This is a genomic window from Labrys sp. KB_33_2, from assembly GCF_052114505.1.
Lineage (GTDB): Bacteria > Pseudomonadota > Alphaproteobacteria > Rhizobiales > Labraceae > Labrys.
The window spans coordinates 76,355-101,771 of sequence record NZ_JBFREW010000016.1 but is presented as its reverse complement, the minus strand read 5'-3'; the positions used below and the strand labels follow the sequence as shown (position 1 = coordinate 101,771).

Annotated in this window: 23 protein-coding genes; 14 read left to right on the top strand and 9 right to left on the bottom strand. The window is 62.4% G+C overall.

Features of this window, described 5'->3' with window-relative positions; all coding sequences use genetic code 11:
* The first annotated feature begins 179 nt into the window (after positions 1-179).
* The 8 genes from AB4037_RS26070 to AB4037_RS26035 all read left to right on the top strand — a co-directional run bounded on the left by AB4037_RS26070 (position 180) and on the right by AB4037_RS26035 (position 9,698).
* Positions 180-2,420 (top strand): NADP-dependent isocitrate dehydrogenase, encoded by a 2,241-nt coding sequence (locus AB4037_RS26070; protein ID WP_441773454.1) that lies wholly within the window; start codon positions 180-182, stop codon positions 2,418-2,420.
* A gap of 150 nt (positions 2,421-2,570) precedes the next feature.
* Positions 2,571-3,215 (top strand): glutathione S-transferase family protein, encoded by a 645-nt coding sequence (locus tag AB4037_RS26065; protein WP_434956892.1) that lies wholly within the window; start codon positions 2,571-2,573, stop codon positions 3,213-3,215.
* A 210-nt stretch (positions 3,216-3,425) separates the two neighbouring features.
* Positions 3,426-4,637: an NADP-dependent isocitrate dehydrogenase gene (locus AB4037_RS26060; RefSeq protein ID WP_434956893.1), complete on the top strand. Its 1,212-nt coding sequence runs from the start codon at positions 3,426-3,428 to the stop codon at positions 4,635-4,637.
* A 96-nt stretch (positions 4,638-4,733) separates the two neighbouring features.
* On the top strand, positions 4,734-5,201 hold the full coding sequence (locus AB4037_RS26055) for a RidA family protein (RefSeq protein WP_434956894.1): 468 nt from the start codon (positions 4,734-4,736) through the stop codon (positions 5,199-5,201).
* Positions 5,202-5,402: 201 nt separating this feature from the next.
* Entirely contained in the window at positions 5,403-6,641 is a 1,239-nt protein-coding gene (locus AB4037_RS26050) for a GNAT family N-acetyltransferase (protein WP_441773453.1), read from the top strand.
* Between the two features lie 4 nt (positions 6,642-6,645).
* Positions 6,646-7,059: an HIT family protein gene (locus tag AB4037_RS26045; RefSeq protein WP_441773452.1), complete on the top strand. Its 414-nt coding sequence runs from the start codon at positions 6,646-6,648 to the stop codon at positions 7,057-7,059.
* A 243-nt stretch (positions 7,060-7,302) separates the two neighbouring features.
* The gene (locus AB4037_RS26040) at positions 7,303-7,866 is read left to right on the top strand and encodes a hypothetical protein (protein ID WP_441773451.1); all 564 of its coding nucleotides are present in this window, start codon (positions 7,303-7,305) and stop codon (positions 7,864-7,866) included.
* A gap of 365 nt (positions 7,867-8,231) precedes the next feature.
* On the top strand, positions 8,232-9,698 hold the full coding sequence (locus AB4037_RS26035; RefSeq protein WP_441773450.1) for a DEAD/DEAH box helicase: 1,467 nt from the start codon (positions 8,232-8,234) through the stop codon (positions 9,696-9,698).
* A gap of 71 nt (positions 9,699-9,769) precedes the next feature.
* Here AB4037_RS26035 and mce read toward each other — a convergent pair whose 3' ends face one another.
* Positions 9,770-10,174 (bottom strand): methylmalonyl-CoA epimerase, encoded by a 405-nt coding sequence (gene mce, locus AB4037_RS26030; protein WP_441773449.1) that lies wholly within the window; start codon positions 10,172-10,174, stop codon positions 9,770-9,772.
* Complete coding sequence (locus AB4037_RS26025) at positions 10,171-11,298, bottom strand: anhydro-N-acetylmuramic acid kinase (protein WP_434956900.1); 1,128 nt, start codon at positions 11,296-11,298, stop codon at positions 10,171-10,173. The genes mce and AB4037_RS26025 overlap by 4 nt, the downstream gene beginning before the upstream one ends.
* Before the next feature lie 99 nt (positions 11,299-11,397).
* Here AB4037_RS26025 and tyrS point away from each other — a divergent pair, with 99 nt between their 5' ends.
* Positions 11,398-12,639 carry a tyrosine--tRNA ligase gene (tyrS, locus tag AB4037_RS26020; RefSeq protein WP_441773448.1) on the top strand — a complete coding sequence of 414 codons (1,242 nt, stop codon included), beginning with the start codon at positions 11,398-11,400 and terminating at the stop codon, positions 12,637-12,639.
* A gap of 106 nt (positions 12,640-12,745) precedes the next feature.
* Here tyrS and pssA read toward each other — a convergent pair whose 3' ends face one another.
* Together pssA and AB4037_RS26010 are read right to left on the bottom strand one after the other, a co-directional pair.
* Positions 12,746-13,570 carry a CDP-diacylglycerol--serine O-phosphatidyltransferase gene (pssA, locus tag AB4037_RS26015; RefSeq protein ID WP_434956902.1) on the bottom strand — a complete coding sequence of 275 codons (825 nt, stop codon included), beginning with the start codon at positions 13,568-13,570 and terminating at the stop codon, positions 12,746-12,748.
* 2 nt (positions 13,571-13,572) lie between these two features.
* Positions 13,573-14,271: a phosphatidylserine decarboxylase gene (locus AB4037_RS26010; protein ID WP_434956903.1), complete on the bottom strand. Its 699-nt coding sequence runs from the start codon at positions 14,269-14,271 to the stop codon at positions 13,573-13,575.
* 151 nt (positions 14,272-14,422) lie between these two features.
* On the opposite strand from AB4037_RS26010, the gene AB4037_RS26005 reads away from it, so the two are divergent.
* From AB4037_RS26005 to AB4037_RS25990, 4 genes are all read left to right on the top strand, one after another.
* The gene (locus AB4037_RS26005; protein WP_441773447.1) at positions 14,423-15,223 is read left to right on the top strand and encodes an ABC transporter ATP-binding protein; all 801 of its coding nucleotides are present in this window, start codon (positions 14,423-14,425) and stop codon (positions 15,221-15,223) included.
* Between the two features lie 129 nt (positions 15,224-15,352).
* On the top strand, positions 15,353-16,129 hold the full coding sequence (locus AB4037_RS26000) for a transporter substrate-binding domain-containing protein (RefSeq protein ID WP_441773446.1): 777 nt from the start codon (positions 15,353-15,355) through the stop codon (positions 16,127-16,129).
* Positions 16,130-16,250: 121 nt separating this feature from the next.
* Complete coding sequence (locus tag AB4037_RS25995) at positions 16,251-16,931, top strand: ABC transporter permease (protein ID WP_434959652.1); 681 nt, start codon at positions 16,251-16,253, stop codon at positions 16,929-16,931.
* A 2-nt stretch (positions 16,932-16,933) separates the two neighbouring features.
* Positions 16,934-17,662: an ABC transporter permease subunit gene (locus tag AB4037_RS25990; RefSeq protein ID WP_434956906.1), complete on the top strand. Its 729-nt coding sequence runs from the start codon at positions 16,934-16,936 to the stop codon at positions 17,660-17,662.
* A 91-nt stretch (positions 17,663-17,753) separates the two neighbouring features.
* On the opposite strand, the gene AB4037_RS25985 is transcribed toward AB4037_RS25990, so the two are convergent.
* From AB4037_RS25985 to recA, 4 genes are all read right to left on the bottom strand, one after another.
* Positions 17,754-18,545 (bottom strand): arginine deiminase family protein, encoded by a 792-nt coding sequence (locus AB4037_RS25985; RefSeq protein ID WP_441773445.1) that lies wholly within the window; start codon positions 18,543-18,545, stop codon positions 17,754-17,756.
* Between the two features lie 37 nt (positions 18,546-18,582).
* On the bottom strand, positions 18,583-18,771 hold the full coding sequence (locus AB4037_RS25980) for a hypothetical protein (protein WP_434956908.1): 189 nt from the start codon (positions 18,769-18,771) through the stop codon (positions 18,583-18,585).
* Between the two features lie 4 nt (positions 18,772-18,775).
* Entirely contained in the window at positions 18,776-21,427 is a 2,652-nt protein-coding gene (gene alaS, locus AB4037_RS25975) for an alanine--tRNA ligase (protein ID WP_441773444.1), read from the bottom strand.
* Between the two features lie 214 nt (positions 21,428-21,641).
* A complete protein-coding gene (gene recA, locus AB4037_RS25970; RefSeq protein ID WP_434956910.1) occupies positions 21,642-22,715 on the bottom strand; it encodes a recombinase RecA in 1,074 nt (357 codons plus the stop codon).
* Positions 22,716-23,035: 320 nt separating this feature from the next.
* On the opposite strand from recA, the gene AB4037_RS25965 reads away from it, so the two are divergent.
* Entirely contained in the window at positions 23,036-23,953 is a 918-nt protein-coding gene (locus AB4037_RS25965; RefSeq protein ID WP_441773443.1) for an NAD(P)-dependent oxidoreductase, read from the top strand.
* 71 nt (positions 23,954-24,024) lie between these two features.
* On the opposite strand, the gene AB4037_RS25960 is transcribed toward AB4037_RS25965, so the two are convergent.
* Positions 24,025-25,191 carry a porin gene (locus AB4037_RS25960; RefSeq protein ID WP_441773442.1) on the bottom strand — a complete coding sequence of 389 codons (1,167 nt, stop codon included), beginning with the start codon at positions 25,189-25,191 and terminating at the stop codon, positions 24,025-24,027.
* Between the last annotated feature and the right edge of the window lie 226 nt (positions 25,192-25,417).

The following is a 25,417-nucleotide window of genomic DNA, read 5'->3' as shown; positions in this document are numbered from 1 at the left end:
CTTTCCGGGAAACGCTGCTGAGGTCATCGAGCGGCAAGTCATCGAGGTCATCCCGTTGCTGGAAAGACACGCCCCCTGACCACCCCATTCTGCAATTCACGGAGCACTCAGCGCCGATCCATGCGTCGGCGTGAGCGCTTTTTCTTGCCCTGACTCCGACCCGCCAAGGAAGCCAGCGTATGAGCGCCACACCTCCCACCATCATCTACACGCTGACCGATGAAGCCCCGGCCCTGGCAACGGCCGCTTTCCTGCCCATCGTCCGCACCTTTGCCGCGCCCGCCGGCATCGACGTCACCACCAGCGATATTTCGGTCGCCGGCCGCATCCTGGGCGAGTTCCCGGAATTCCTGACCGACGAGCAGCGTGTTCCCGACAATCTGGCGGAACTCGGCCGACTGACGCTGCTGCCCGACACCAACATCATCAAGCTGCCCAATATTAGCGCCTCAGTGGCGCAATTGGCGGCCGCCATTCGGGAATTGCAGGCCAAGGGCTACAAGATCCCCGACTATCCAGAGAACCCCAAATCGGACGAGGAAAAGGTGATCCGCGCCCGCTACGCCAAATGTATCGGCAGCGCGGTGAACCCGGTGCTGCGCGAGGGCAATTCGGATCGCCGCGCACCGCTGGCGGTGAAGAACTATGCGCGCAAGAACCCACACAGCATGGCTGACTGGAGCCAGGCCTCACGCACGCATGTCTCGCACATGCATGACGGGGACTTCTATCATGGTGAGAAGTCGCTGACGCTCAACAAGGCGCGCGAGGTCAAGATGGAGCTGATCACCAACAGCGGCGAGACCATCGTCCTCAAGCCCAAGATCTCGCTGCAGGATGGCGAGATCATCGATTCGATGTTCATGAGCAAGAAGGCGCTGCTGGATTTCTACGAACAACAGATCGAGGACGCGCACAAGACCGGCGTGATGTTCTCGCTCCACGTGAAGGCGACCATGATGAAGGTGTCGCACCCCATCGTGTTCGGTCACTGCGTGAAGATCTTCTACCGCGACGCCTTCGCCAAGCATGGCAAGCTGTTCGACGAGCTCGGTGTCAACGTCAACAACGGCATGGTCGACCTTTACAACAAGATCGCCACCCTGCCGCAAAGCAAGCAGGACGAGATCAAGCGCGATCTGCATGCCTGCCACGAGCATCGGCCCGAACTGGCGATGGTCGACTCGGCCAGGGGCATCACCAATTTCCACTCGCCCAACGACATCATCGTGGACGCCTCCATGCCAGCCATGATCCGCAATGGCGGCAAGATGTGGGGCGCGGACGGCCGCCTGAAGGACGTCAAGGCCGTGATGCCGGAAAGCACCTTCGCCCGCATCTATCAGGAGATGATCAACTTCTGTAAATGGCACGGCGCTTTCGATCCCCGCACCATGGGCACTGTGCCGAATGTCGGCCTGATGGCGCAGCAGGCCGAGGAATATGGCTCGCACGACAAGACTTTCGAAGTCCCGGAGGACGGTGTGGCCAACATCACCGACCTTGCGACCGGCGAGGTGCTGCTGAGCGAGACTGTCGAGCAAGGCGACATCTGGCGCATGTGCCAGGTCAAGGACATGGCCATTCGCGACTGGGTCAAGCTCGCGGTCACCCGCGCCCGCAATTCGGGCATGCCGGCTTTGTTCTGGCTGGACCCGTATCGCCCGCACGAGGCGCAGTTGATCGCCAAGGTGAAGACCTATTTGCGCGACCACGACACCACCGGTCTCGACATCCAGATCATGAGCCAGGTGCGCGCCATGCGCTACACGCTGGAGCGGGTGATCCGTGGCCTGGACACGATTTCGGTCACCGGCAACATCCTGCGCGATTACCTCACCGACCTGTTCCCCATCATGGAGCTCGGCACCTCGGCCAAGATGCTGTCGATCGTACCCTTGATGGCCGGCGGCGGCATGTATGAAACGGGCGCCGGCGGCTCGGCTCCCAAGCATGTGCAGCAATTGGTGGAGGAAAACCATCTGCGTTGGGATTCGCTGGGCGAATTCCTGGCGCTGGCCGTCTCGCTGGAGGATCTCGGCATCAAGACGGGCAATGCCAAGGCCAAGCTGCTCGCCAAGACGCTGGACGCTGCGACCGGCAGGCTTCTGGACAACAGGAAGTCCCCCTCGCCTCGCACCGGCGAGTTGGACAACCGGGGCAGCCAATTCTATCTGGCGCTGTATTGGGCGCAGGAGCTCGCCGGCCAGACGGACGACCCCGCGTTGCAGGCGCAGTTCAAGCCGCTGGCCGAGACGCTGGCGCGCGACGAAACCAAGATCCTGGCCGAACTCGCGGCCGTGCAAGGCAAGCCCGCGGATATTGGTGGCTATTATCTGCCCGACCGGCAGAAATGCGAAGCCGTGATGCGTCCGAGTGCCACCCTCAACGCCGCGCTGGCGCAGGTGAAACGCGCCTAGAGAGAGCAGAATCAATCGCGACCAGCCTTCTCCACAAGGCGGGGTAAGGCTGGTCGCGCCCTATCGTCCAAGAATGATGCGAAGGCGCGCCCCTGGCCAAATCCGGCCGCATGGCTATGCTCCCGCCACCACCTCCAGGAGGGCAATCCCATGAGCGATGAACTCGTCTTCTACACCAATCCAATGTCGCGCGGCCGCATTGCCCGCTGGATGCTCGAGGAAACCGGCCAGCCCTATCGCACCGAGATCCTCGACTTCGGCACCAGCATGAAGTCCGTCGACTATCTCGCCCTCAACCCGATGGGCAAGGTGCCGGCCATTTCGCATCGGGGCGTGGTCGTCACCGAGGGCGGCGCCGTCTGCGCCTATCTCGCCGATGCCTTTCCGCAGGCCGAACTGGCGCCTCCATCCGGCTCGCCGCAGCGGGGCCTTTATTATCGCTGGATGTTCTTCGCGGCCGGCCCGGTCGAGGCCGCCGTGACCAACAAGGCGCTCAATATCGAGATCCCCGACGAGCGCAAGCGCATGGTCGGCTATGGCTGCTATGCCGACGTGATCGATGCGCTCGACTATGCGGTCTCCCAGAACGAGTTCATCGCAGGAGACCGCTTTTCGGCGGCGGATGTCTATTTCGGTTCGCAGATCGGCTGGGGCCTGATGTTCAAGACGATCGAACCGCGCCCGGCTCTCGCCGCCTATTGGCAGCGAATCGCCAACCGTCCCGCCGCCATCCGGGCCCGCGAAATCGACGACAGGCTGGTCGCCGAGGCCAAGCAGGCCCAGGCCTCGCCATGAAGACCGGGTTTCGCCCGGCAAACAGCCATTGTCCCTGCCTCAAGCTTTTTTGATTTGAATGAGACGCCTCAAATCGCAAAGACGCGTTGAACCGGGGAGTTAGGCCAAAGTGCGTTTTCCCCCAAACGCACTTTGCTCCGGCGAACTTCCCCCGGCCGAAAGGCGGTGCTATAGCGCCGCCGATATTTCCCAATGAATGAGGCTTGTACGATGGCGAAGATCAAGGTGGCCAATCCGGTCGTCGATATGGATGGCGACGAGATGACCCGCATCATCTGGCAGCAGATCAAGGACAAGCTGATCTTCCCCTATCTCGACCTCCAGCTTGACTATTACGACCTCAGCATCGAGAACCGGGACAAGACCCGCGACAAGGTTACCGTCGAGGCGGCCGAGGCCACCAAGCGCCACGGCGTGGCAGTGAAATGCGCCACCATCACGCCGGACGAAGCCCGTGTGAAAGAGTTCAATCTCCAGGAAATGTGGAAGTCGCCCAACGGCACCATCCGCAACATCCTCGGCGGTGTGATCTTCCGCGAGCCCATCATCTGTCGCAACGTACCGCGCCTGGTACCGGGCTGGACTCAGCCGATCGTCGTCGGCCGCCATGCCTTCGGCGACCAGTATCGCGCCACCGATTTCCGCTTCCCCGGCAAGGGTACGCTGACGATCAAGTTCGTCGGCGAGGACGGCACGGTGATCGAGAAGGAAGTGTTCAAGTCGCCGGGCGATGGCGTGGCGCTGGCCATGTACAATCTCGACGAGTCCATCCGGGAGTTTGCGCGCGCCTCGTTCAATTACGGTCTGGCCCGCAATTTCCCGGTCTACCTGTCGACCAAGAACACCATCCTCAAGATCTATGACGGGCGCTTCAAGGACATCTTCGCCGAAGTCTTCGCGAGTGAATTCAAGGCCGAATTCGACAAGCGCAAGCTCACCTATGAGCATCGCCTGATCGACGACATGGTCGCTTCGGCGCTGAAATGGTCCGGCGGCTATGTCTGGGCCTGCAAGAACTATGATGGCGACGTGCAGTCCGACATCGTGGCCCAGGGCTTCGGCTCGCTCGGCCTGATGACCTCCGTGCTGCTCAGCCCCGACGGCAAGACGGTGGAAGCCGAAGCCGCCCACGGTACGGTGACGCGCCATTACCGTGAGCACCAGAAGGGCAAGGAGACCTCGACCAACTCCATCGCCTCGATCTTCGCCTGGACGCGCGGCCTTGCCCATCGCGCCAAGCTCGACGACAATGCCGAACTCGCCAAATTCGCCGCCACGCTGGAGAAGGTCTGCGTTTCCACGGTCGAGACCGGCTTCATGACCAAGGATCTGGCCCTGCTGGTCGGCCCCGATCAGAGTTGGCTGTCGACCACCGGCTTCCTCGACAAGATCGACGAGAACCTCAAGAAGGCCATGGCCTGATTTCTGGAGCGCGGGCTTCCAGCCCGCTCTTCCTTTCATAGTCGCACTGCGTCCAAGAGCGGACGAGATGTCCGCCCTTCCCAATGAGGTCCCTCTATGTCCGCCATCGACGCCCGCCTTGCCGAACTCGGCATCACCCTGCCCACCCCGGCCGCTCCTGTCGCCAACTATGTCGGCACGGTGCGCACCGGCAATCACCTCGTGATCTCGGGCCAACTCTGCTTCAACCATGAGGGTAAGCTGGCCGCGACCGGCAAGCTCGGCACCGGCACGGTCACGGTCGAGGACGCCCGCGTCGCGGCCCGTTACTGCGCCATCAACATTCTGGCGCAGATCAAGGCCGCCGTCGGCTCCCTCGACAATGTGGTGCGCGTGGTCCGCCTCGGCGGCTTCATCGCCGCTGCTCCGGAATTCACCACCCATCCGATGGTGATGAACGGTGCCTCCGACCTGATGGTCGAGGTGTTCGGCGACAAGGGACGCCATGCCCGCTCCACCGTGGGCGTGCCCTCGCTTCCTCTCGACGCCACTGTCGAGGTGGAAGCCCTGATCGAAGTCGCCTAGAGCAAAGCGCATTCAAGCCGAACGCTTCTTTGCTTTAGTTCTTTGTTTCGGCGCGTCCTTGCATTTCCTGGCGTCTCCGCCGAATCGCAAAACGCCCTGAGGTCGAGCTTTGGCAGGGGCATGAGTTTGAACCATGCCCCTTGCATCCGGGACGATTGTGCCCAAATTCCTCTGGCAGGCGTCAGTAGAGGGAATGCGAGCTTGAGCGAACACGGCTTTACGATCAAGGCAGCTTCCTCGATCGAAGCCATTGGACGCCAGGCCTGGGATCGCTGTGCCAATCCCCTCGCCGCAACGCCCCAGCCTTGTTCTTCTAGCCGACGGCTGGGCGCCGAGGACGAAGTGGCGGCTCCAGATCCCTCGGCCGAGCATTTCAATCCCTTCATTTCCTACGATTTCCTGCACGCGCTCGAAGCGAGCGGCTGTGTCGGCGGGCGCTCGGGCTGGACGCCTCTTCATCTCTTCGTCACCCATGAAGACGGTCGCGTCGCCGGCGTCATGCCCGCTTACGGCAAGAACCACAGCCAGGGCGAATATGTCTTCGACTGGGGCTGGGCCGATGCCTATGAGCGCGCCGGCGGGCAGTATTACCCCAAGCTCCAGGTCAGCATCCCCTTCACGCCGGCCACGGGCCGCCGCTTCCTCGTCGCCCCGGACGAGGATCCCGAGCTCGTCTCATCCGCCCTGGTGAGAGGCGCCAAGGCAGCCCTGTCTTCCATCGGCGGCTCCTCGATCCACGCCACCTTCATCGGCCATGGCGACTGGCAATGGCTTGGCGGCCAGGGGTTCCTGCAGCGCACCGACCAGCAGTTCCATTGGCTCAATGAGGGCTATGACGATTTCGAGGCCTTTCTGACCTCTCTTGCTTCACGCAAGCGCAAGACCATCAAGCGCGAGCGGCGCGATGCGCTCGTCAACGGCATCACCATCGAAAGGCTGACCGGAACGGCTATTACGAAGGAGGCCTGGGACGCCTTCTATGGCTTCTATATGGATACAGGCTCCCGCAAATGGGGGCGCCCCTATCTCAACCGCAAATTCTATGCCTTGATCGGCGAGACCATGGCCGAGCATGTCCTGCTGGTGATGGCCAGGCGCGAGGGACGTTACATCGCCGGAGCCATCAACTTCATCGGTTCCGACACGCTTTACGGCCGGAATTGGGGCTGTATCGAGGACCATCCCTTCCTGCATTTCGAGGTGTGCTACCATCAGGCCATCGAGTTCGCCATCGAACGCCGTCTGCGGCGCGTGGAAGCCGGGGCCCAGGGCGAGCACAAGCTCGCTCGTGGCTATCGGCCCGTGACAACCTATTCCGCCCATTATATTGCCGATCCCGGTTTCCGTCGGGCGGTCGACGACTATCTCGCGCATGAACGCGCTGAGATTGCCGCCCATCACGAAGCTCTCGACGAGGCAACGCCCTTCAGGAAAGGATAGCGGCATGACCGCTTATGATCCCGACAACATCTTCGCCAAGCTGCTGCGTGGGGAAATTCCTAACCACACGCTCTACGAGGATGATCGCACCCTCGCCTTTCTCGACATCATGCCTATCGTCGACGGCCACGCCCTGGTGATCCCCAAGAAGCCCGCCCGCAACATCTTCGATGTAGCGCCGGAGGAACTCGGCTATCTCGTTCAGGTCGCCCAGAAGGTCTCCCTGGCCGCTTGTAAAGCGTTCGGCGCGGACGGCCACACGCTGCGCCTGCATTCGGAAGTCTCGGGCGGGCAGGAAGTGCCGCATATCCATTTCCACATCTTGCCAATGAAGACGGGTGTTCCCGTCCGTCCCCGCGCCATGGCCGATCACGCCGTCCTCGCCCAGCATGCCGCGAAGATCCGAGCTTTGCTGTAGGCCTGGAGTGCGGACTTCCAGTCCGCTCCTGGAAACATCGCGCCAACAGAGGGAGAAGAGCGGACATCGCCCCGTGAATTCACGGGGCTGAGAAGTCCGCGCTCCCAGAAAACCCCCTTCACACCGCCTGACAAAACTTACCCCGGTAAAATTTCTTGCGTCTTGATTCGCCTTGGCAAGTTTTTCTTCACCATCCCGCGCAATAGTGATTCTCACTGAGGTCGCGTTGAGTTGGAGTTCGTCATGTTGGTCGCAAGTGCTGTCGATATCACTGTCGGCTGGCTTTGGCACACTGCCTATCGGGCCCGCCATCACTGGAAACTGAAACGAGAAGGTGCCTTGGTTGCCGCTGGTTTTGTGGCTTTCGTCGGCGCCATCGACGCCGCCCGCTCAATCCACGCAACACCGGCCGTATCAGCCGCCGCCGCGGCGGTGACTGTGCCAGCCCCTGTGACGGCACCGGTCATTGCCAACCTCGCTCCGGCGCCGGCTGCACCTCTGCCTGCGGCCAATGCCAATTCGATGCAGGCCGCTGCCGATCCCACCGTCGCGCCGCAATTTCCGATCATTCAGGATCAGACCGGTTCGATCGACCAAGCCGATCCGATCGAGACGATTCTGCCGATGGATCCGGAAGCCCAACGCGATGATCCCATCGCACGCAAGATCAACGAGCGTTTCGGCGACGCCACCGAAGCGCCTGTGGTCAAGAAGCCCAAGCCGCGCCCGGTGAAGACCGCCGAAGCCAAGCCGGCCAAGCCCCCGGTCAAACCCGCCAAGAAGAAGCCTGAAACCGCGGCTCAGTAAGGCCCATTCAACCCCATGCAGAAGAAGGCGGGCCAATGCCCGCCTTCTTGCTTTTGTACCCTTCACCAGCCTCGTTGCGACCAAAACTGACGTAACGGAAGGATCGTCATCCCGCCTGTTTGGGCGTGCCCCCTTGCCGCGTCATCATCGTGGCCATCGCCGAGCAAGCTGCAAATCTGCAGAAAAGGTCTGAGAAACAAGCGGAAATCGTGGCTTTAGCTGGCAAAACCATTGACATTTCCTGGCCTAACCCTATGGTCGCGCCGTCCGGGCCCACCCGATAGGGCCCTGTTCGTCCGTGCGGCGATGCGAGCCGCCCTCTGCCGTCCGATCGGGGCGGCCTCTGTAGGTTCGACATTTCCGCAATGAGCTTCGCTGAACTCGGTCTCTCGTCAAAGGTCCTCGCTGCTGTGGAAGCGGCCGGATACACTACCCCCACGCCCATCCAGGCACAGGCCATTCCGCACGTGCTGCAGCGCCGCGACGTACTCGGCATCGCCCAGACGGGCACCGGCAAGACGGCGGCCTTCACGCTGCCGATGCTGACGCTGCTGGAGAAGGGCCGCGCCCGCGCCCGCATGCCGCGCACGCTGATCCTGGAGCCGACCCGCGAATTGGCGGCACAGGTCCAGGAGAATTTCGACCGCTATGGCAACAAGAGCGGCCTGTCGGTCGCCCTCTTGATCGGCGGCGTTTCCTTCGGTGACCAGGACGCCAAGATCACCCGTGGCGTCGACGTGCTGATCGCCACGCCCGGCCGCCTGCTCGATCATGTCGAGCGTGGCAAGCTGCTGCTCACCGGCGTGGAGCTTCTCGTCATCGACGAAGCCGACCGCATGCTCGACATGGGCTTCATCCCCGACATCGAACGCATCTGCAAACTGGTGCCCTTCACCCGGCAGACCTTGTTCTTCACCGCGACGATGCCGGCCGAGATCAAGCGCATCACCGACCAGTTCCTGCACAATCCGGTACAGGTAGAGGTCGCCCGCCCCGCCACCGCTGCCGCCACGATCACCCAGGCGCTGGTGCACACCAAGTCGACGCCCGCCGAAAAGCGCGTGACCCTGCGTCGGCTGATCCGCTCGGCGGAGAACCTCCAGAACGCCATCGTCTTCTGCAACCGCAAGTCGGAAGTCGCCATCCTGCACCGGTCGCTGGTTCGCCACGGCTTCGGTGCCGTCGCGCTGCATGGCGACATGGATCAGCGCTCCCGGATGGCCGCGCTGGAAAGTTTCCGCAATGGCGAGATGCCGATCCTGGTGGCTTCGGACGTCGCCGCGCGCGGCCTCGATATTCCCGAAGTCAGCCATGTCTTCAATTTCGACGTGCCTGTCCATGCCGACGATTACATTCATCGCATCGGGCGCACCGGCCGCGCGGGCCGCTCCGGCTGGGCCTTCTCGCTGGTTTCCTCGGCTGACGGCAAGCATGTCGCGGCCATCGAGACGTTGACGGGCATCAAGATTCCCTTCACCGGCGATCCGCCTCCGATCGAGGGGGACGACGAGGAAGAGATCCACGCCAAGCCGCGGCGCGGACGTCGCGAGCGCGGCGGCAAAAGCGAGGAGCCTCGGCAGCAGGGCAAGTCTCGCGAGGCCAAATCCCGCGAGGTGGAGCCCCCGCGCGAACGCGAGGCGAAACCAGCGCGCGAACGCGACGAGACGCCCAAAGTGCCGCGCCACGAGCCGCAGCAAACGACTGAACAGCGCCGCCCGCAATCCTCCAGGCCCCATCGGCGCGACGAGGATGACGGTCCGGTTGTGATCGGCATGGGCGACCACGTGCCGTCCTTCCTGCTCACGCCGATCCGGCGCAAGAGCAACGGCTGAGTCGATACCTTTCACTCAAGACGAATGAAGCGCATTTGCTTTCTCCCGCAAGGGGAGAAGGTTGTCGCGCCTCAAACCTGTTCTAGCTCCACCAGCGTTCCCGAGAAATCCTTGGGATGCAGGAACAGGACCGGCTTGCCGTGCGCACCGATCTTCGGTTCGCCATCGCCGAGAACACGCGCTCCAGCCTGTTTCAACTGGTCCCGGGTGGTCAGGATGTCGTCGACCTCGTAGCAGATATGGTGCATACCGCCGTCGGGATTCTTGTCGAGGAAACGGGCGATCGGCGAGTTCTCGCCCAGTGGTTCCAGGAGCTCGATCTTGGTGTTGGGCAATTCGATGAAGACCACGGTGACGCCGTGCTCCGGCAGGGCCTGGGGCTGCGAAACATGCGCGCCGAGCGTATCGCGATAGACGGATGTCGCAGCATCGAGGTTGCGCACGGCTATGGCGACGTGATTGAGGCGACCGATCATGCGCCCACCCGCTTCTGGCCCGGCACAGCAAGAATGCCGCCGGTGAGCGCCTTGCCGACGCCGGTGCTGGATGGAAAGGTCAAGGGTAGCTCCTTCAGGGATCGAGCAGCCAGATAGGCAAAAGCCTGCGCTTCCATCATGGCAGCCGACCAGCCGAACTCGTCAGCCGTACGCACCGGCACGCCGGTCTCGGCGCGCAGGAAATTGAGAATTGCCGGATTGCGGGCACCGCCACCGCAGACGATCCATAATTTCGGCTCGGCAGGCAGCCATTGCCGCGCCGCCGCCGCGCTGCGAGCGGTGAAGGCGGCCAGGGTCGCCACCGCATCCGGCGTGGGCAGATCCGCAACCGCCTCGCGGGAAAAAGCGTTGCGGTCGAGCGATTTGGGTGGTGCCTCACCGAAATAGGGATGCGCCATCAATTGGCCGAGTATGTTCTCGTCGACCTTGCCGGCCAGGGCCTGCCGGCCGTCCTGGTCCAGGGCGACACCGGTGCGCTCCATCATCAGATCGTCGATCAGCGCATTGGCGGGTCCGGTGTCGAAGGCAATCGGATCGCGCCCCTTGGCGACGTAGCTGACATTGCCGACACCGCCGAGATTGAGTACGGCGACGGGACCGGCCAGTTTGGCGGCTTGCACCAGCGCCTGGTGATAGACAGGCACCAGTGGCGCGCCCTGCCCCCCTTCGGCGACATCGGCGGCCCGCATGTCATAGACGGTCCGGATACCGAGACTGTCGGCCAGCGCCTGACCATCGCCGAGTTGCACCGTCAGCCGTTCCTGCGGGCGATGCAGCACCGTCTGGCCATGAAAGCCAATGACATCGATATCGTCAGGACTGAGATCATGCGCCTTCAGGAAATCCGAAACGACGTCGGCATGTTTGCGGGTGATCAGCCGCTCGGCCGCGACCAGAGCGCCGGGGCGCTCGTTACGACTCTTCACCGCCACCGCATCGGCGAGAGCCCGCCGCAGTAAAGTGCGCTCTTCCTCACTATAGGCGAGTTCGACCGTCGGTCCCATCTCGACCGTATCAAGACCATCCGTCTCGATCAGGGCGGCGTCGATACCGTCCATCGAGGTCCCGGACATCAGCCCGAGTGCCGTCATCATCGTCTTCATGCGCAAATCACCCGATTTCTCGGCACCCCTGTACCAAAGCGCCGCCAAACCTGTTAGACGGCGCCTAGAGAAGTTATATGCCGTTTGAGAGCGTTTGCCATGACCGCGTTAAAATCCGATTTCCTGCGTACCCTGACCGAGCGCGGCTATATCCACCAGGTATCGGATCTCGAGGGCCTCGACGAAAAGGCGGCCGCCGGGCGCATCACCGCCTATGTCGGTGTCGATCTCACGGCAAGCTCGCTGCATATCGGCCATCTCGTACCAATCATGATGATGCACTGGCTGCAGCGGACCGGCCATCGCCCGATCACCCTGATGGGCGGCGGCACGACGCGCGTGGGCGATCCGTCGGGACGTGACGAGACCCGCCGTATCCTGCCGCTCGAACAGATCGAGGAAAACAAGCGCAGCATCCAGCGCGTCTTCTCCAAATTCATCAGCTACGAGAACGACAAGGCCATCATGGCCGACAATGCGGAGTGGCTGACCAAGCTCAATTATATCGAGATGCTGCGCGACATCGGTCGCCACTTCTCGGTCAACCGCATGATGTCCTTCGATTCGGTGAAGCTGCGGCTCGACCGCGAGCAGGAGCTCTCCTTCATCGAGTTCAATTACATGATCCTGCAAGCCTATGATTTTGTAGAACTTTCCAGGCGCCATGACTGCGTGTTGCAAATGGGTGGTTCGGATCAGTGGGGCAATATCATCAACGGCATTGATCTCGGCCGCCGCATGGGCACGCCGCAGCTCTACGCCCTTACCTGCCCGCTGCTGACCACCGCTTCGGGCGCCAAGATGGGCAAGACCGCCGCCGGCGCCGTCTGGCTCAACGACGACATGCTCTCGGCCTATGACTACTGGCAGTATTGGCGCAACACCGAGGACGCCGACGTCGAACGCTTCCTCAAGCTGTTCACCACTTTGCCGCTTGACGAGATTGCCCGCCTCGCCGCCCTTGGTGGTTCGGAAATCAACGAAGCCAAGAAGCGCCTGGCCACCGAGGCGACCGCGCTCGTCCATGGCCGCGACAAGGCCGAGGCTGCCGAGGAAACCGCCCGCAAGACCTTCGAGGAAGGCACGCTGGCCGGCGACCTGCCGAGCTTCGAGCTGCCGGGCCTCAGCGAGGGTGTCGGCCTCCTCAATGCCTTCGTGCAGGCAGGCCTGGTGCCGTCCACCAGCGAGGCCCGCCGCCAGGTCGCCAACGGCGGCCTCAGGGTCAACGACGTCGTGGTCAGCGATCCCAAGGCTATGCTGACCAAGGCCGACGTCACCGCCGACGGCGTGATCAAGCTGTCGATGGGCAAGAAGAAGCACGTGCTGGCCAAGCCGGTGTAATTCGGTGTGCCGGTCTTCGGACCGGCATTGATATGTCTTGCTCCCGGAGGGGAGCTGCCGGTCACGCTCCATCTCTTGGTGGAGCTGAGAAGACCGGCTCACCGGCTTACTCGCTCTTCTGCTCCGCCTGTAGCGAGGCCTGATGGGCCTGCGCCTGCTTGCGATAATAGATGACGCCGAATGGAATGGTCGCCAGATAGCCGACGGTTAGCGAAGTCAGCGACTCCCACGGATAGAGCGCCAGCAGCATCACCACCACCACGGCGACGACGAAGATCGGCAGCACCCATTCGCGCGGAATGCGGTTGCCCAGCTTCTTGCCCGAGAAGGTTGGGATGGTGGAGATCATCAGGAAGGCGATGAGCAGCACATAGGCGAGCTCATATTTGGCATGGCTCGGCTCATGCGTGAGGCCGAGGAAATCCAGATAGATCGGCAGCAGCACCGTGCAGGCCCCGGCCGGTGCGGGCATGCCGGTGAAGAAGTTCGCCTGGAAGGCCGGCCGGTTGGGATCGCTGCTCGTCACGTTGAAGCGGGCAAGGCGCAGCACCATGCAGATGGCGAAAACCAGCGAGCCGATCCACCCAATGGATCGCAGATCGTGCAATCCCCAAAAATAGAGGACGATGCCGGGAACCACGCCGAAATTCACGAAATCGGCAAGCGAATCGAGTTCCGCACCGAATTTCGAGGTGCCCTTGAGATAACGCGCCACACGCCCGTCGATACCGTCCAGCAGCGCCGCGACCACGATACAGCCGATGGCGAGGTCGAGCTTGTTCTCGATGGCCAGGCGAATGGCCGTCATGCCCGCACAGAGCGCGAGGAGCGTGATCATGTTGGGAATCAGCACGCGCAGCGGAATGGCACGCCGCTTCGTTCCCTCGGGATCCGGACTTCCAGGCTGAAAAGGCGGGAAGAGCGGGTCCATGATCAGCCGACGCGATGGGTCAAATTCGGCATCGCGGCATTGGCATCCGCCAGGATCGTCTCGCCGGCCACCATCTTCTGGCCGATACCGACCAGGGGGCGCACCCCTTCGGGCAGATAGACGTCGACGCGCGAGCCGAAGCGGATCATGCCCAGGCGCTGGCCGACGGCGACGTGCTCGTTCTCGTTGGTCCAGCAGACGATGCGCCGCGCCACCAGGCCGGCGATCTGCACCACACCGTAGCGGCTGGTTCCAGTGTCGATGATGAAGCTGTTGCGTTCATTGTCCTCGCTGGCCTTGTCGAGATCGGCGTTGAGGAACTTGCCGGGCTTGTAGGCGATCTTGGTGATCGTCCCCGTCACTGGGCTGCGATTCACGTGGCAGTCGAAGACGTTCATGAAAACCGAGACGCGCAACAGTGACTGGTTGGCCAGTCCCAGCTCCGGTGGCGGCAGCACATTGGCGATCTGGCTGACCACGCCATCGGCCGGCGAGACCACCAGGCCCTCGCGCACCGGCGTCACCCGCTGGGGGTCGCGGAAGAAATAGGCGACCCAGGCCGTGATGATCAGCAGCGGCCAGAACAGAACCTTGATCCATACCAGCGCAATCAGCGTGGCCACGCCGGCGATCCCGAGGAAGGGATAGCCCTCGCGATTGATCGGCACCAGGACTTTGCGAATGGAGGCGGCTAGCGACATAGGCAGGGTTCCAGTTTCGCGACCTGCCTATCTCATGCAGCGGATAAAGACCAGAGCATGTCGTTATCGACAAGAGTGGCTGCCCGCACCTTGTGCAAACTGAAATGGCTGATACAGTTCTGGGCAACCGAACGTCAGATGAGGTCGCTTTATGCCAGAGGACGCCCCACAAGCGGGAGCGAGCCGGACACCCGTTGTTCAACTCGACAATATTCACAAGAGTTTCGGCCTCCTGGAAGTCCTCAAAGGCGTTTCCCTTACGGCCCATGAAGGCGATGTCATCGCCCTGATCGGAGCGTCAGGCTCGGGCAAGAGCACGATGCTGCGCTGCACGAATCTGCTGGAGGTTCCCAATTCCGGCCGCATCCTGATCGGGAACGAAGAGATTCGCCTGAAGCCGGACGGCCATGGCGCCATGTCGGTGGCTGACCACAAGCAGCTCCAGCGCATCCGCAGCCGTTTGGGCATGGTGTTCCAGAGTTTCAATCTGTGGGCGCACCGCACCGTGCTCGAAAACGTCATCGAGGCGCCGGTGCATGTCCTTGGCGAAAGCAAGGCCGAGGCGATCGCCCATGCCGAGCAATTGCTGCACAAGGTCGGCCTCTACGCCAAGAAGGACGTCTATCCCGCCTTCCTCTCCGGCGGCCAGCAGCAGCGCGCGGCGATCGCACGCGCCCTTGCCATCCGCCCTAAGGTGATGCTGTTCGACGAGCCGACCTCGGCGCTCGATCCGGAACTGGTCGGCGAGGTGCTCAAGGTCATCCGCGATCTCGCCGCAGAGGGCCGCACCATGTTGCTGGTGACTCACGAAATGGCCTTCGCCCGCGATGTCGCCAACCATGTGATGTATCTCTACAACGGCAATGTCGAGGAGGAAGGCCCGCCACGGAAGGTGTTCGGCAATCCCAACAGCGAGCGTTGCCGTCAATTCGTCACGCCGCGCCAGCACTAACACGACCTGCATGGCAGTCAGGTTCGCTTGACGAAAAAGTTCGGGGGGCAGGAGGGCACCAGAACTCACGCATCAAGTACGAAAACCCAAGAAAACGTTGAAAAAACAGACATCCATCAGGGGACCAAAATGAAACACTTCAACGCCAAGTTCCTCGTGGCGAGCGCCTTCTTTTGTGGTGTGGCCTTCGCCTCAGCCCAGGCCGACACCATCAAGGTCAGCGTCGCGGCCGAACCCTATCCGCCCTTCGCTTCGAAGGACGCCTCCGGCCAGTGGGTCGGCTTCGAAGTCGATCTGGCCAAGGCTGTCTGCAAGGCCGCCAAGCTCGACTGCGAGGTCGTCGCCACCGCCTGGGATGGCATCATCCCCGCCCTGATCGCCAAGAAGATCGACGTGATCTGGGCCTCGATGACGATCACGCCGGAACGCTCGGCCCAGATCGGCTTCACCATCCGCTATTACAACACGCCGCCGGAATTCATCGGCAACAAGGCCGACAAGTTCGACTTCACGCCGGAGGGCATGAAAGGCAAGTCGATCGGCGTGCAGACCAGCACCATTCACGCCCAATATGTCCAGAAGACCTATCCCGATGCCGACATCAAGAGCTACGGTACCCAGGATCAGGCCAATGCCGATCTGGCGGCGGGCCGTCTCGACTTGGTGATGGCCGATGCCGCCGCGCTCGACGACTTCCTGGCCGGCAAGGACGGCCAATGCTGCGAGATGAAGCTTTTCCCCAAGGATCCGGTGTTCGAAGCCGGCGTCGGCGGAGGCCTGCGCAAAGAGGACACCGACCTGAAGGCAAAGCTCGATGCCGGCATCAAGGCCGTCTATGCCGATGGCGAGTTCGATGCGATCCAGAAGAAATACTTCAAGTACGACGTCGGTACGCCGCCGAAATGAGGCAGGCCGCTGGGTTCGCTCCTATTGAGCTGAACCGAGCTTTCTCCAGCCGGCCTGAGAGTTCAGGCCGGCTCCTCTTCTTTCTGCGGGGTCGGGCGTGGAAGCTTTCTGGAATCTGCTGATGACCGGCTGGGGCGTATCGCTGCTCCAGGGCCTGGTCATCACCATCGAAATCTCGGTCGGTGGCTATCTGACCGGCCTGTTGATCGGCGGCCTCGTCGCCTGGGCCAAATTGCGTGGGCCGCGCTGGCTGGTCGCGCTCGCCAATGGCTACTCCACCATCTGCCGCGCCGTGCCCGAGGTGCTGCTGATCCTGATCCTCTATTATGCCGGCCAGCAGGGCCTCAATGCCCTGATGGCCTGGCTGGGTTACGGCACGCTGGGAATCGGCGGTTTCTTCGCCGCCATCACTGTGCTCGGCGTGGTCAACGGTGCCTATACCTCGGAGATTCTGCGCGGTGCCGTGCTCGCCTTGCCGAAAGGCCAGGTCGAGGCGGCCCGCGCCTATGGCATGCATGGCTTCGGCCTGTTCCGGCGCGTCGTCCTGCCCTTGATGATTCCCTTCGCCTTTGCCGGCCTGACCAATCTCTGGATGACCATGCTGAAGGACTCGGCGCTGATTTTCGTGGTCGGCTATAACGAGCTCACCTTCACGGCCGTGCAGGCTGCCGCGTCGACGCGCATGTATTTTCCCTTCCTGCTGCTCTGCGGCGCGATCTATTACGCGCTGACGCAATTCTCCAACATCTTCATCAAAATGTTCGAGCGTCACATCCGGCGCTGGACTCCCAAGCTGGGGTGACCATGGCCGCGGATCTGGCAAGCTGGTTTTTCGACAATTTCGGCTGGATCGGCAAATATTGGCCGGCCATCCTCAGCGGCTTCTTCACCACATTGAAGCTGCTGTTCTTCTCACTGCTCTTCGGTTTTCCCCTGGCCGTTCTGGTCGGCTTCGGCCGGGTTTCCAAGAACAAGCTGGTCTACGCCATCGCCTCCAGCTTCGTGTCCGTCATTCGCGGCACGCCCTTGCTGGTGCAGATGTTCGTCTATTACCAGGGCCTGGGCTCGCTCTTTCCTTCCATCCCCGGCATCCGGCAATCCTTCATCTGGCCGATCCTGAAGGATGGCTATTACTACGTCATCTTCGCCCTGGTGCTGAGTGTCGGCGCCTATGTCGGCGAAGTCGTGCGCGGGGCCCTGCTGTCGGTGCCCCGTGGCGAGTTGGAAGCGGCTCGCGCCTACGGCTTTCGCGGCTTCGCGCTGGTGCGCCGCATCTGGCTGCCCCGCGCCATGCAGGCGATGATGCCGACCTTTGCCGGTGAGACGGTGCTCTGCCTGAAATCGACCGCTCTGGCCTATCTGGTCAGCGTCCAGGACCTTCTGGGCCAGATCAACATCATCCGCTCACGCGAGGCGATCACCTATACGCCACTCCTGGTGGTGGCGGTCGGCTATCTCATCACCACGCTGGTGATCGAAGCTGTCTACAGGCGCCTGGAGGCTGGTTTCGCCAAGACGATGAAACCGCACTGAGAAACGACCGAACCCGAGACGCCGGTCGAGAATCGGTTCCCCGGGCTCAGTCTTCACGAAAGTCTACGGATATTGGCGGCGGAACGCCGCCTCAGGCGTGCCAGCGCAGCGACATGCAGGACAGGCCTGCATCGATCTTGGCGATCTGAGATGTCGGCAGCCGGACGACACTATAGCCTTCAGCTTCGAGCAAGGTTGCCGTGCGGGGATAGTCGATGCCGACGAAAATCCGGTCGTTCACCCGCAACGCGTTGGCACCCGCCTCCTCGCCTTCCGGCGTCAGCAGTACCCGCATGCCCTCGAACACGCCCGAAGCGGCGAGTCGGTCCGTCGACAGCATGGTGGTATCGTCGAGCAACGAACAATCGGACTTGAAATGCAGCACACCCGGCGGCGTGGTGACGACGACGCCCTTGCGGCCGAGTTCAGCCAACAGGCGGATCAGTTCCTCCGCACCTTCCCGCGTGGTGCGGTCGGAGAGGCCGATCATCACCGCCTGGGGCGTCACCAGCACATCACCGCCATCGACAAAACCCGGCCCCTGCAACGCCAGGACCTTGTCGAAGCGGCCGCGCAGCACGGGCGCAATCTCGGCCGTCTCGCCGAAACGGCTCTTGGCGCCGACCCGCAGCAGGATCGCGCCTTCCGGGAACACCAGGGCCGGATCTTCCACGAACAGCGAATCCGGGAAAGTCTCCAGGGCAGGCAGTACCTCGACGGCAACCCCCGCAGCCTGCAAGGCCTCGATATAGAGGCGGTGCTCGGTCGAAACCCCTTCATGGGTCGGCGCACCCCGATCCTCGGCCCGCAGGCCCTGGATCACGCTCGCCGGCGGCAGGCGCACGATGGCATTGTCGAATGCATAGACGGGATAGGTGCTCATACCGGCTCCGTTCGAAGGGGATTGAAGCCCGCCAGCTTCACTCTTCCGGCGGACGATATTGAATGACCTGGGTCCACAGCCCATAGGCGGCGACAGCCGCGAACATCAGGCCCCAGAACTGGTTGCCATTGTAGAGTTCGACCCCGGCCCAGACCGCCGGCAGCACGCAAAGCAGCACGCGAACCCAGAGCGGCCTCATCCAGTCCGGCGTGTTGGGCTGGGCCATCGGCTCAGGCCTCTGCCAGCGCTGCGGCGATGGCGTCGAGGGCAATCTGGGCCTTGGCACCGTCGGGGCCACCGGCCTGGGCCATGTCGGGCCGTCCACCACCACCCTTGCCGCCGAGAGCTTCCGAGCCCTTGCGCACGAGATCGACGGCATTGAAGCTACCGGTGAGGTCCGCCGTCACACCGACGACAAGGCCGGCACGGCCATCCTCGGAGGTCGCCACGATGGCGACGACACCGGAACCGACCTGCTTCTTGCCTTCGTCCGCCAGCGCCTTGAGATCCTTCAACTCGATGCCGGTGACCGCCTTGGCCAGCAGCCGGGTCTTGCCGACCATGCGGATTTCGCTGTCGCCCCCGCCGCCGCCCATGGCGAGCTTCTTGCGCGCCTCGGTCAGTTCACGTTCGAGCTTGCGGTTCTCCTCAACCAGATTGGCAAGGCGGTCCCCGGCTTCGGGCACGGGCGTGCGCAGCACATCGGCCAATCCCTGGAGCAGACGGCTCTCATTGACCAGATGCTTACGGGCTCCCTCCGCCGTCATCGCCTCGATGCGCCGCACGCCGGCTGCGACCGCGCCGTTGGAGACGATCCGGATCAGGCCGATGTCGCCGGTACGCCGCACATGGGTGCCGCCGCACAATTCCACTGACCAGGCCTTGTTCGAGCCGGGCTGGCGCTGCCCCATCGAGACGACCCGGACCTCGTCGCCATATTTCTCGCCGAACAGCGCGCGCGCACCGGAAGCGATCGCATCGTCCACGCTCATGAGATGCGTGGTCACCTCGCTGTTGTCGAGCACGACGGCATTGGCGAGATCCTCGATCTCCTTGAGTTCCTCATCCGAAATGGGCTTGGGATGCGAGAAGTCGAAACGCAGACGGTCCGGCGCCACCAAGGAGCCCTTCTGGGCAACGTGATCGCCCAGCGTCAGGCGCAAGGCCTCATGCAGAAGATGCGTGGCCGAGTGATTGGCACGGATCGCGGAGCGGCGCGCATGATCGACCACGAGTTCGAGCGGCTCCTGCACCTTGAGCGTGCCCTCCTCGACGGTGACGGCATGCACGAAGAGATCGCCGAGCTTCTTCTGGGTATCGGTAACGGTGACCTTCAGGCCACCGGCCTGCACCGTGCCCGCATCGCCCTGCTGGCCGCCAGACTCGCCGTAGAACGGCGTCTGGTTGAGGATCAGGAAGCCCTTCTCGCCCTTGCCGAGGTGATCGACCGGCTTGCCGTCCTTGACCAGGGCCAGGGCAACGCCCTCGGCGGTCTCCGTCTCGTAGCCGAGGAATTCGGTGGCGCCGACCTGCTCGCGCAGGCCGAACCAGACTGTCTCGGTGGCCGCATCGCCGGATCCCGCCCAGGCGGCCCGCGCCTTGGCCTTTTGCTGCTGCATGGCAGCCTGGTAGCCTTCGAGATCGACCGAGATGTTGCGCGCGCGCAGCGCATCCTGTGTCAGGTCGAGCGGGAAGCCATAGGTGTCGTAGAGGGTGAAGGCGACATCACCCGAAAAGACCTGGCCGTCGCCGAGCTTCACGGTCTCGGCGTCGAGTAGGGCAAGGCCGCGCTCCAGCGTACGGCGGAAGCTGGTTTCTTCCAGGCGCAGGGTCTCGCTGATCAGGGCCTCGGCCCGCACGAGTTCGGGGTAGGCGGCGCCCATCTCGCGCACCAGCGCGGGCACCAGCTTCCACATGACGGGATCCTTGGCGCCGAGCAGGGAGATGTGACGCATGGCGCGGCGCATGATGCGGCGCAACACATAGCCCCTGCCCTCGTTCGACGGCAGCACGCCGTCGGCGACCAGGAAGGAGGAAGCCCGCAAATGGTCGGCGATGACGCGATGGCTGGCAAGCGCCGGCCCTTCGGCCGGCACGCCGATCGCCTCCACCGACGCGCGGATCAAGGCCTGGAAGAGGTCGATGTCGTAATTGTTGTGCTTGTGCTGCAGCACGGTGGCGATGCGCTCGAGGCCCATGCCGGTGTCGATCGAGGGGCGCGGCAGGTTGACGCGCTCGCCACCGACCAGTTCCTCGAACTGCATGAAGACGAGGTTCCAGATCTCGATGAAGCGGTCGCCATCCTCATCCGGCGAACCGGGCGGCCCACCCCAGATATGCTCGCCATGATCGTAGAAGATCTCCGAGCAGGGGCCGCAGGGCCCGGTATCGCCCATGCGCCAGAAATTGTCCGAGGTCGGAATGCGGATGATGCGATCGTCCGACAGGCCGGCGATCTTCTTCCACAGCCGATGCGCCTCATCGTCCTCGGAGTAGACGGTCACCAAGAGCTTGGAAGCCGGCAGGCCGAAATCCTTGGTGATCAGGTTCCAGGCGAGCTCGATCGCGCGATCCTTGAAATAATCGCCGAAAGAAAAGTTGCCGAGCATCTCGAAGAAGGTGTGATGCCGTGCCGTGTAGCCGACATTGTCGAGATCATTGTGCTTGCCGCCGGCGCGCACGCATTTCTGCGAGGTCGCGGCACGCGAATAGGAGCGCTTCTCGATGCCGGTGAAGACGTTCTTGAACTGCACCATGCCGGCATTGGTGAACATCAAGGTCGGATCGTTGCGTGGCACCAGCGGCGAAGACGCCACGGCTTCATGGCCGTTCCGCACGAAATAGTCGAGGAAGGTGGATCGGATCTCGTTGACGCCGCTCATGTCCAATTTGCCTATTTGGCCCAAATGCCTGTTTTGGCTGGTCCCTTCCTTTCGGCATGGCCAGCAACATGGTGGTGGGGCGTTGTAGCGGGGCTGTTTCGGCCTGTCGAGGCGCGCATACATGAAAAACCCGACTGCCGGGAGCGACAGACGGGTTATTCGGTGTGAATTGGCTCTGCTTAGGCCAGACGTGAGAAGCCGGTCGAGGCCGACCTCATTCGCCCTCGGCTTCGGACGGGTCGATATTGTCGAGGATACGCTCGGCAATCAGGCCGGCATTCTGGCGAATCTGGCCCTCGATCTTATCCGCCACATCCGGATTGTCCTTGAGGAACTGCTTGGCGTTCTCACGGCCCTGGCCGAGACGCTGGCTCTCATAGCTGAACCAGGCGCCTGATTTTTCGACCACGCCGGCCTTGACGCCGAGGTCGACCAATTCGCCCACCTTCGAGATGCCTTCGCCATACATGATGTCGAATTCGATCTGCTTGAAGGGCGGCGCCACCTTGTTCTTGACGACCTTCACGCGGGTCTGGTTGCCGACCACCTCTTCCCTGTCCTTGATCGCGCCGATACGGCGAATGTCGAGGCGGACCGAGGCATAGAATTTCAGGGCGTTGCCGCCCGTGGTGGTTTCCGGGCTGCCATACATCACGCCGATCTTCATGCGGATCTGGTTGATGAAGATGACCATCGAGTTGGAACGCCCGATCGAGGCCGTCAGCTTGCGCAGCGCCTGGCTCATCAGGCGGGCCTGCAGGCCGGGCTGCACATCGCCCATTTCGCCTTCGATTTCGGCCTTGGGCGTCAGCGCCGCCACGGAATCGATGACGATGACGTCGATCGCCCCCGAGCGCACCAGCGTGTCGCAGATTTCAAGGGCCTGTTCGCCGGTATCGGGCTGCGAGATCAGCAATTCGTCGAGATTGACGCCCAGCTTGCGGGCATAGACCGGATCGAGCGCGTGTTCGGCGTCGATGAAGGCGCAAACGCCGCCTCTCCTCTGGGCCTCGGCGACGCTGTGCAGCGCCAGCGTGGTCTTGCCGGAGGATTCCGGCCCGTAGATCTCGATGACGCGCCCCTTGGGCAGGCCGCCGACACCGAGCGCAATATCGAGACCAAGGGAGCCGGTGGAGATCGCCTCCACCTCCATCGTCTTGGAACCCTTGCCGAGCCGCATGATCGAGCCCTTGCCGAAAGCGCGTTCGATCTGTGATAGGGCGGCGTCGAGCGCCTTCGTCTTGTCCATGGAGCTTCCTTCGACCAAGCGCAGCTGCGTCTGACTCATATGCCCGTTTCCCTATCAAGCACGAACGGATTCGTCATCCGAACCAATCGTTTTCAACACTGGGCTTGCATCTTGTCGCAATTCAAAGCCCCGTGGCGGTATGTACCCATTTTGTTCTCATTCATGCAAGTTCTATTTTTGTTCTCATCGTTCTTATTTAACAGAAGCTGACTGCTCGGTGCAGGCCGACCTTCGATAAATCATCATACCATTGCACCATCGGGCTTGCGCCCGAAGCCCATCCCCGTCCACACTCACCGTCGGCAGGATGCGCCGGCAACCCGCGTCGGAAATGCGGGACAGGAAACGGGACGATTGCAATGACGAATGCGCAGGAAAGCGTCGGCTTCATCGGGGTCGGCTATATGGGCCATGGCATGGCCAAGAACATCGTGGAGAAGGGCTACGCCCTGACGGTGATGGGCCACCGCAACCGGGCGCCGGTGGAGGATCTCGTGGCCCGCGGCGCCAAGGAGGCCAAGACCCCGCGCGAGGTGGGCGCCGCTTCCAGCATCGTCTTCCTCTGCGTCACCGGTTCGCGACAGGTGGAAGCGCTGGTACACGGTCCCGATGGGCTGAAGGCCGGCCTGAAGCCGGGGGCCGTCGTCGTCGACTGCTCGACCTCCGATCCCAATTCCACCCTCGCCCTCGCGGCCGAACTCGCCGAAGCCGGCATCGATTACGCCGATGCGCCGCTCGGCCGCACGCCGAAGGAAGCCTGGGAAGGCACGCTCGATACCATGGTCGGCGCAAGCGACGCCCTGTTCGAGCGCCTCAAGCCGGTGATATCAACCTGGGCCGGACGCATCGTGCATATCGGCGGCACGGGCGACGGTCACCGCATGAAGCTGCTCAATAATTTCCTGTCGTTGGGCTATGCCGCCCTCTATGCCGAGGCCCTCGCTTTGTCGCAGAAGGTCGGCATCACACCCAAGCGCTTCGACAGCGTCATCCGCGGCGGCCGCATGGATTGCGGTTTCTACCAGACCTTTTCGCGCTGGGTCCTGGAGGGCGACAAGGATGCCCACAAATTCACCATCGCCAACGCCTACAAGGATCTAAGCTATCTGGAGGCGATGGCCAGTGCGGCAGGATTGGTCAATCCGATCGGCAATGCCGTGAAGAACTCGTTCGGCGTGGCGATGGCCGCCGGTGGCGCGCAGCGCTACGTGCCGATGCTAACCGACTATATCGGCAGCCTGAACGGCACCGATCTTACCCCGGCCAATCAGAACTGACCGGGCGCCGAATACAGGAACGCCGCGCCCAGGAGAGCGCAGCGTCCATGCTTCTTCCTCTATAGGCCGGATCAGAAGGTGCGGCGCAGACGCACACCTGCACCGACAGCGTCGACCGTCTTGGTGTTCGCGCCCTCCGCGTCCTTGTTCTGGTACCAGACTTCAGCGCCGGCAATGAAGCCCTTGACGATGGTGTAGTTCACCTGGCCGCCGATGACGTAATATTTGAAATTGTCGCTGACGTTGGTCGCCACGCGCGGCGCATCAAAGTCCAGGTAACCACCAAACAGCACGGCCTGCAGTTGCTTGGTAACGTTCAGGCCAGCCTCGGCCTGCACGGCAAAGCCCTTGGCGCTGTCGAGATCATATGGCGCGCCGTTGGTCGGATAGGCATCCCAGCCCCCGATACCCAGAAGCGAGGACCCATTCGGGTTGGAAGCAGCGCCGACACCGAGATAGCGCGTCGCACCATCGGCATAACTGGCTTCGACGGCCACATAGCCGCCTTCCAGAACCGGAATGTTCACATTGCCGCCGAAGCCGATCGAGTAGCCCCATTTGTCACCGTAATTCGACACGGCGGAGCGATTCTGGTGAAGAGCGCCCATGATCTGCAGGCGGCCCCAACCGTTCTTGTTGTCGTCATAGCCGATCACGCCGACGATGTCGGGCACCTGCGAACCGCCGAGGCCGCGAATGTTGGCATTGCCGGTATTGCCGAAGGTTGTGGTGTTGGCACGATGATCGCGGCCATCTTCGATCGACAGGGTGGCGTAGGCCTTGTCGAATTGAGCCGTATAGCTGATCAGGTTACGCCGGCCCTGCTCGCCGAAATAAGGGGCGAAAAACTCGGCCTGATAATTGGGATCGTAGAAGGCGTAAGGCGACCAGGCGTAACCGGCCGTCAATCCGCCAAACTGCAGATAGGCCTGACGCACCTGGAAGGTGTCGTGCGTGGCCGCACCCGCATTCGATTCAGCCTGGAGTTCGAAGAAGGAGCGCAGCATGCCCCAGTCGGTCTGGGTACGGGCATCGAAGCGGATGCGGGCATTGGTTCGAAACTGCGTCTGGCTGATGTTGCGCTTGCCCGTCGCATTGCTGGGCGCCTGCGCATACCAATAGTCGGCCCGGATCTGGCCACTGATCTTGAGGCAGGTATCGGTGCCCGGAATGTAGAAGAAGCCCGGACCGAATGCCGTACAGACCTTCACATATTCAACGGCTTCGCCCTTGCTCATGGGCAAGTCCGCAGCAGAAGCTGCGACGATGCTGAGAAATCCAGCGCCAGCGCCGAGTAAAATTGCACGAATAGACATGGAAATACCCCGATCTTATAAGATAGCCCTCAATCAGGGCCGCTCTCTTCGAAAAGCTGGCAAACCAATATTCAGCCAATCGAAGAGGCGCGGTCGTTGTGCACCGCGATATCGAAGCTTTCCTCCCAGGCGAGACATTACACAATGT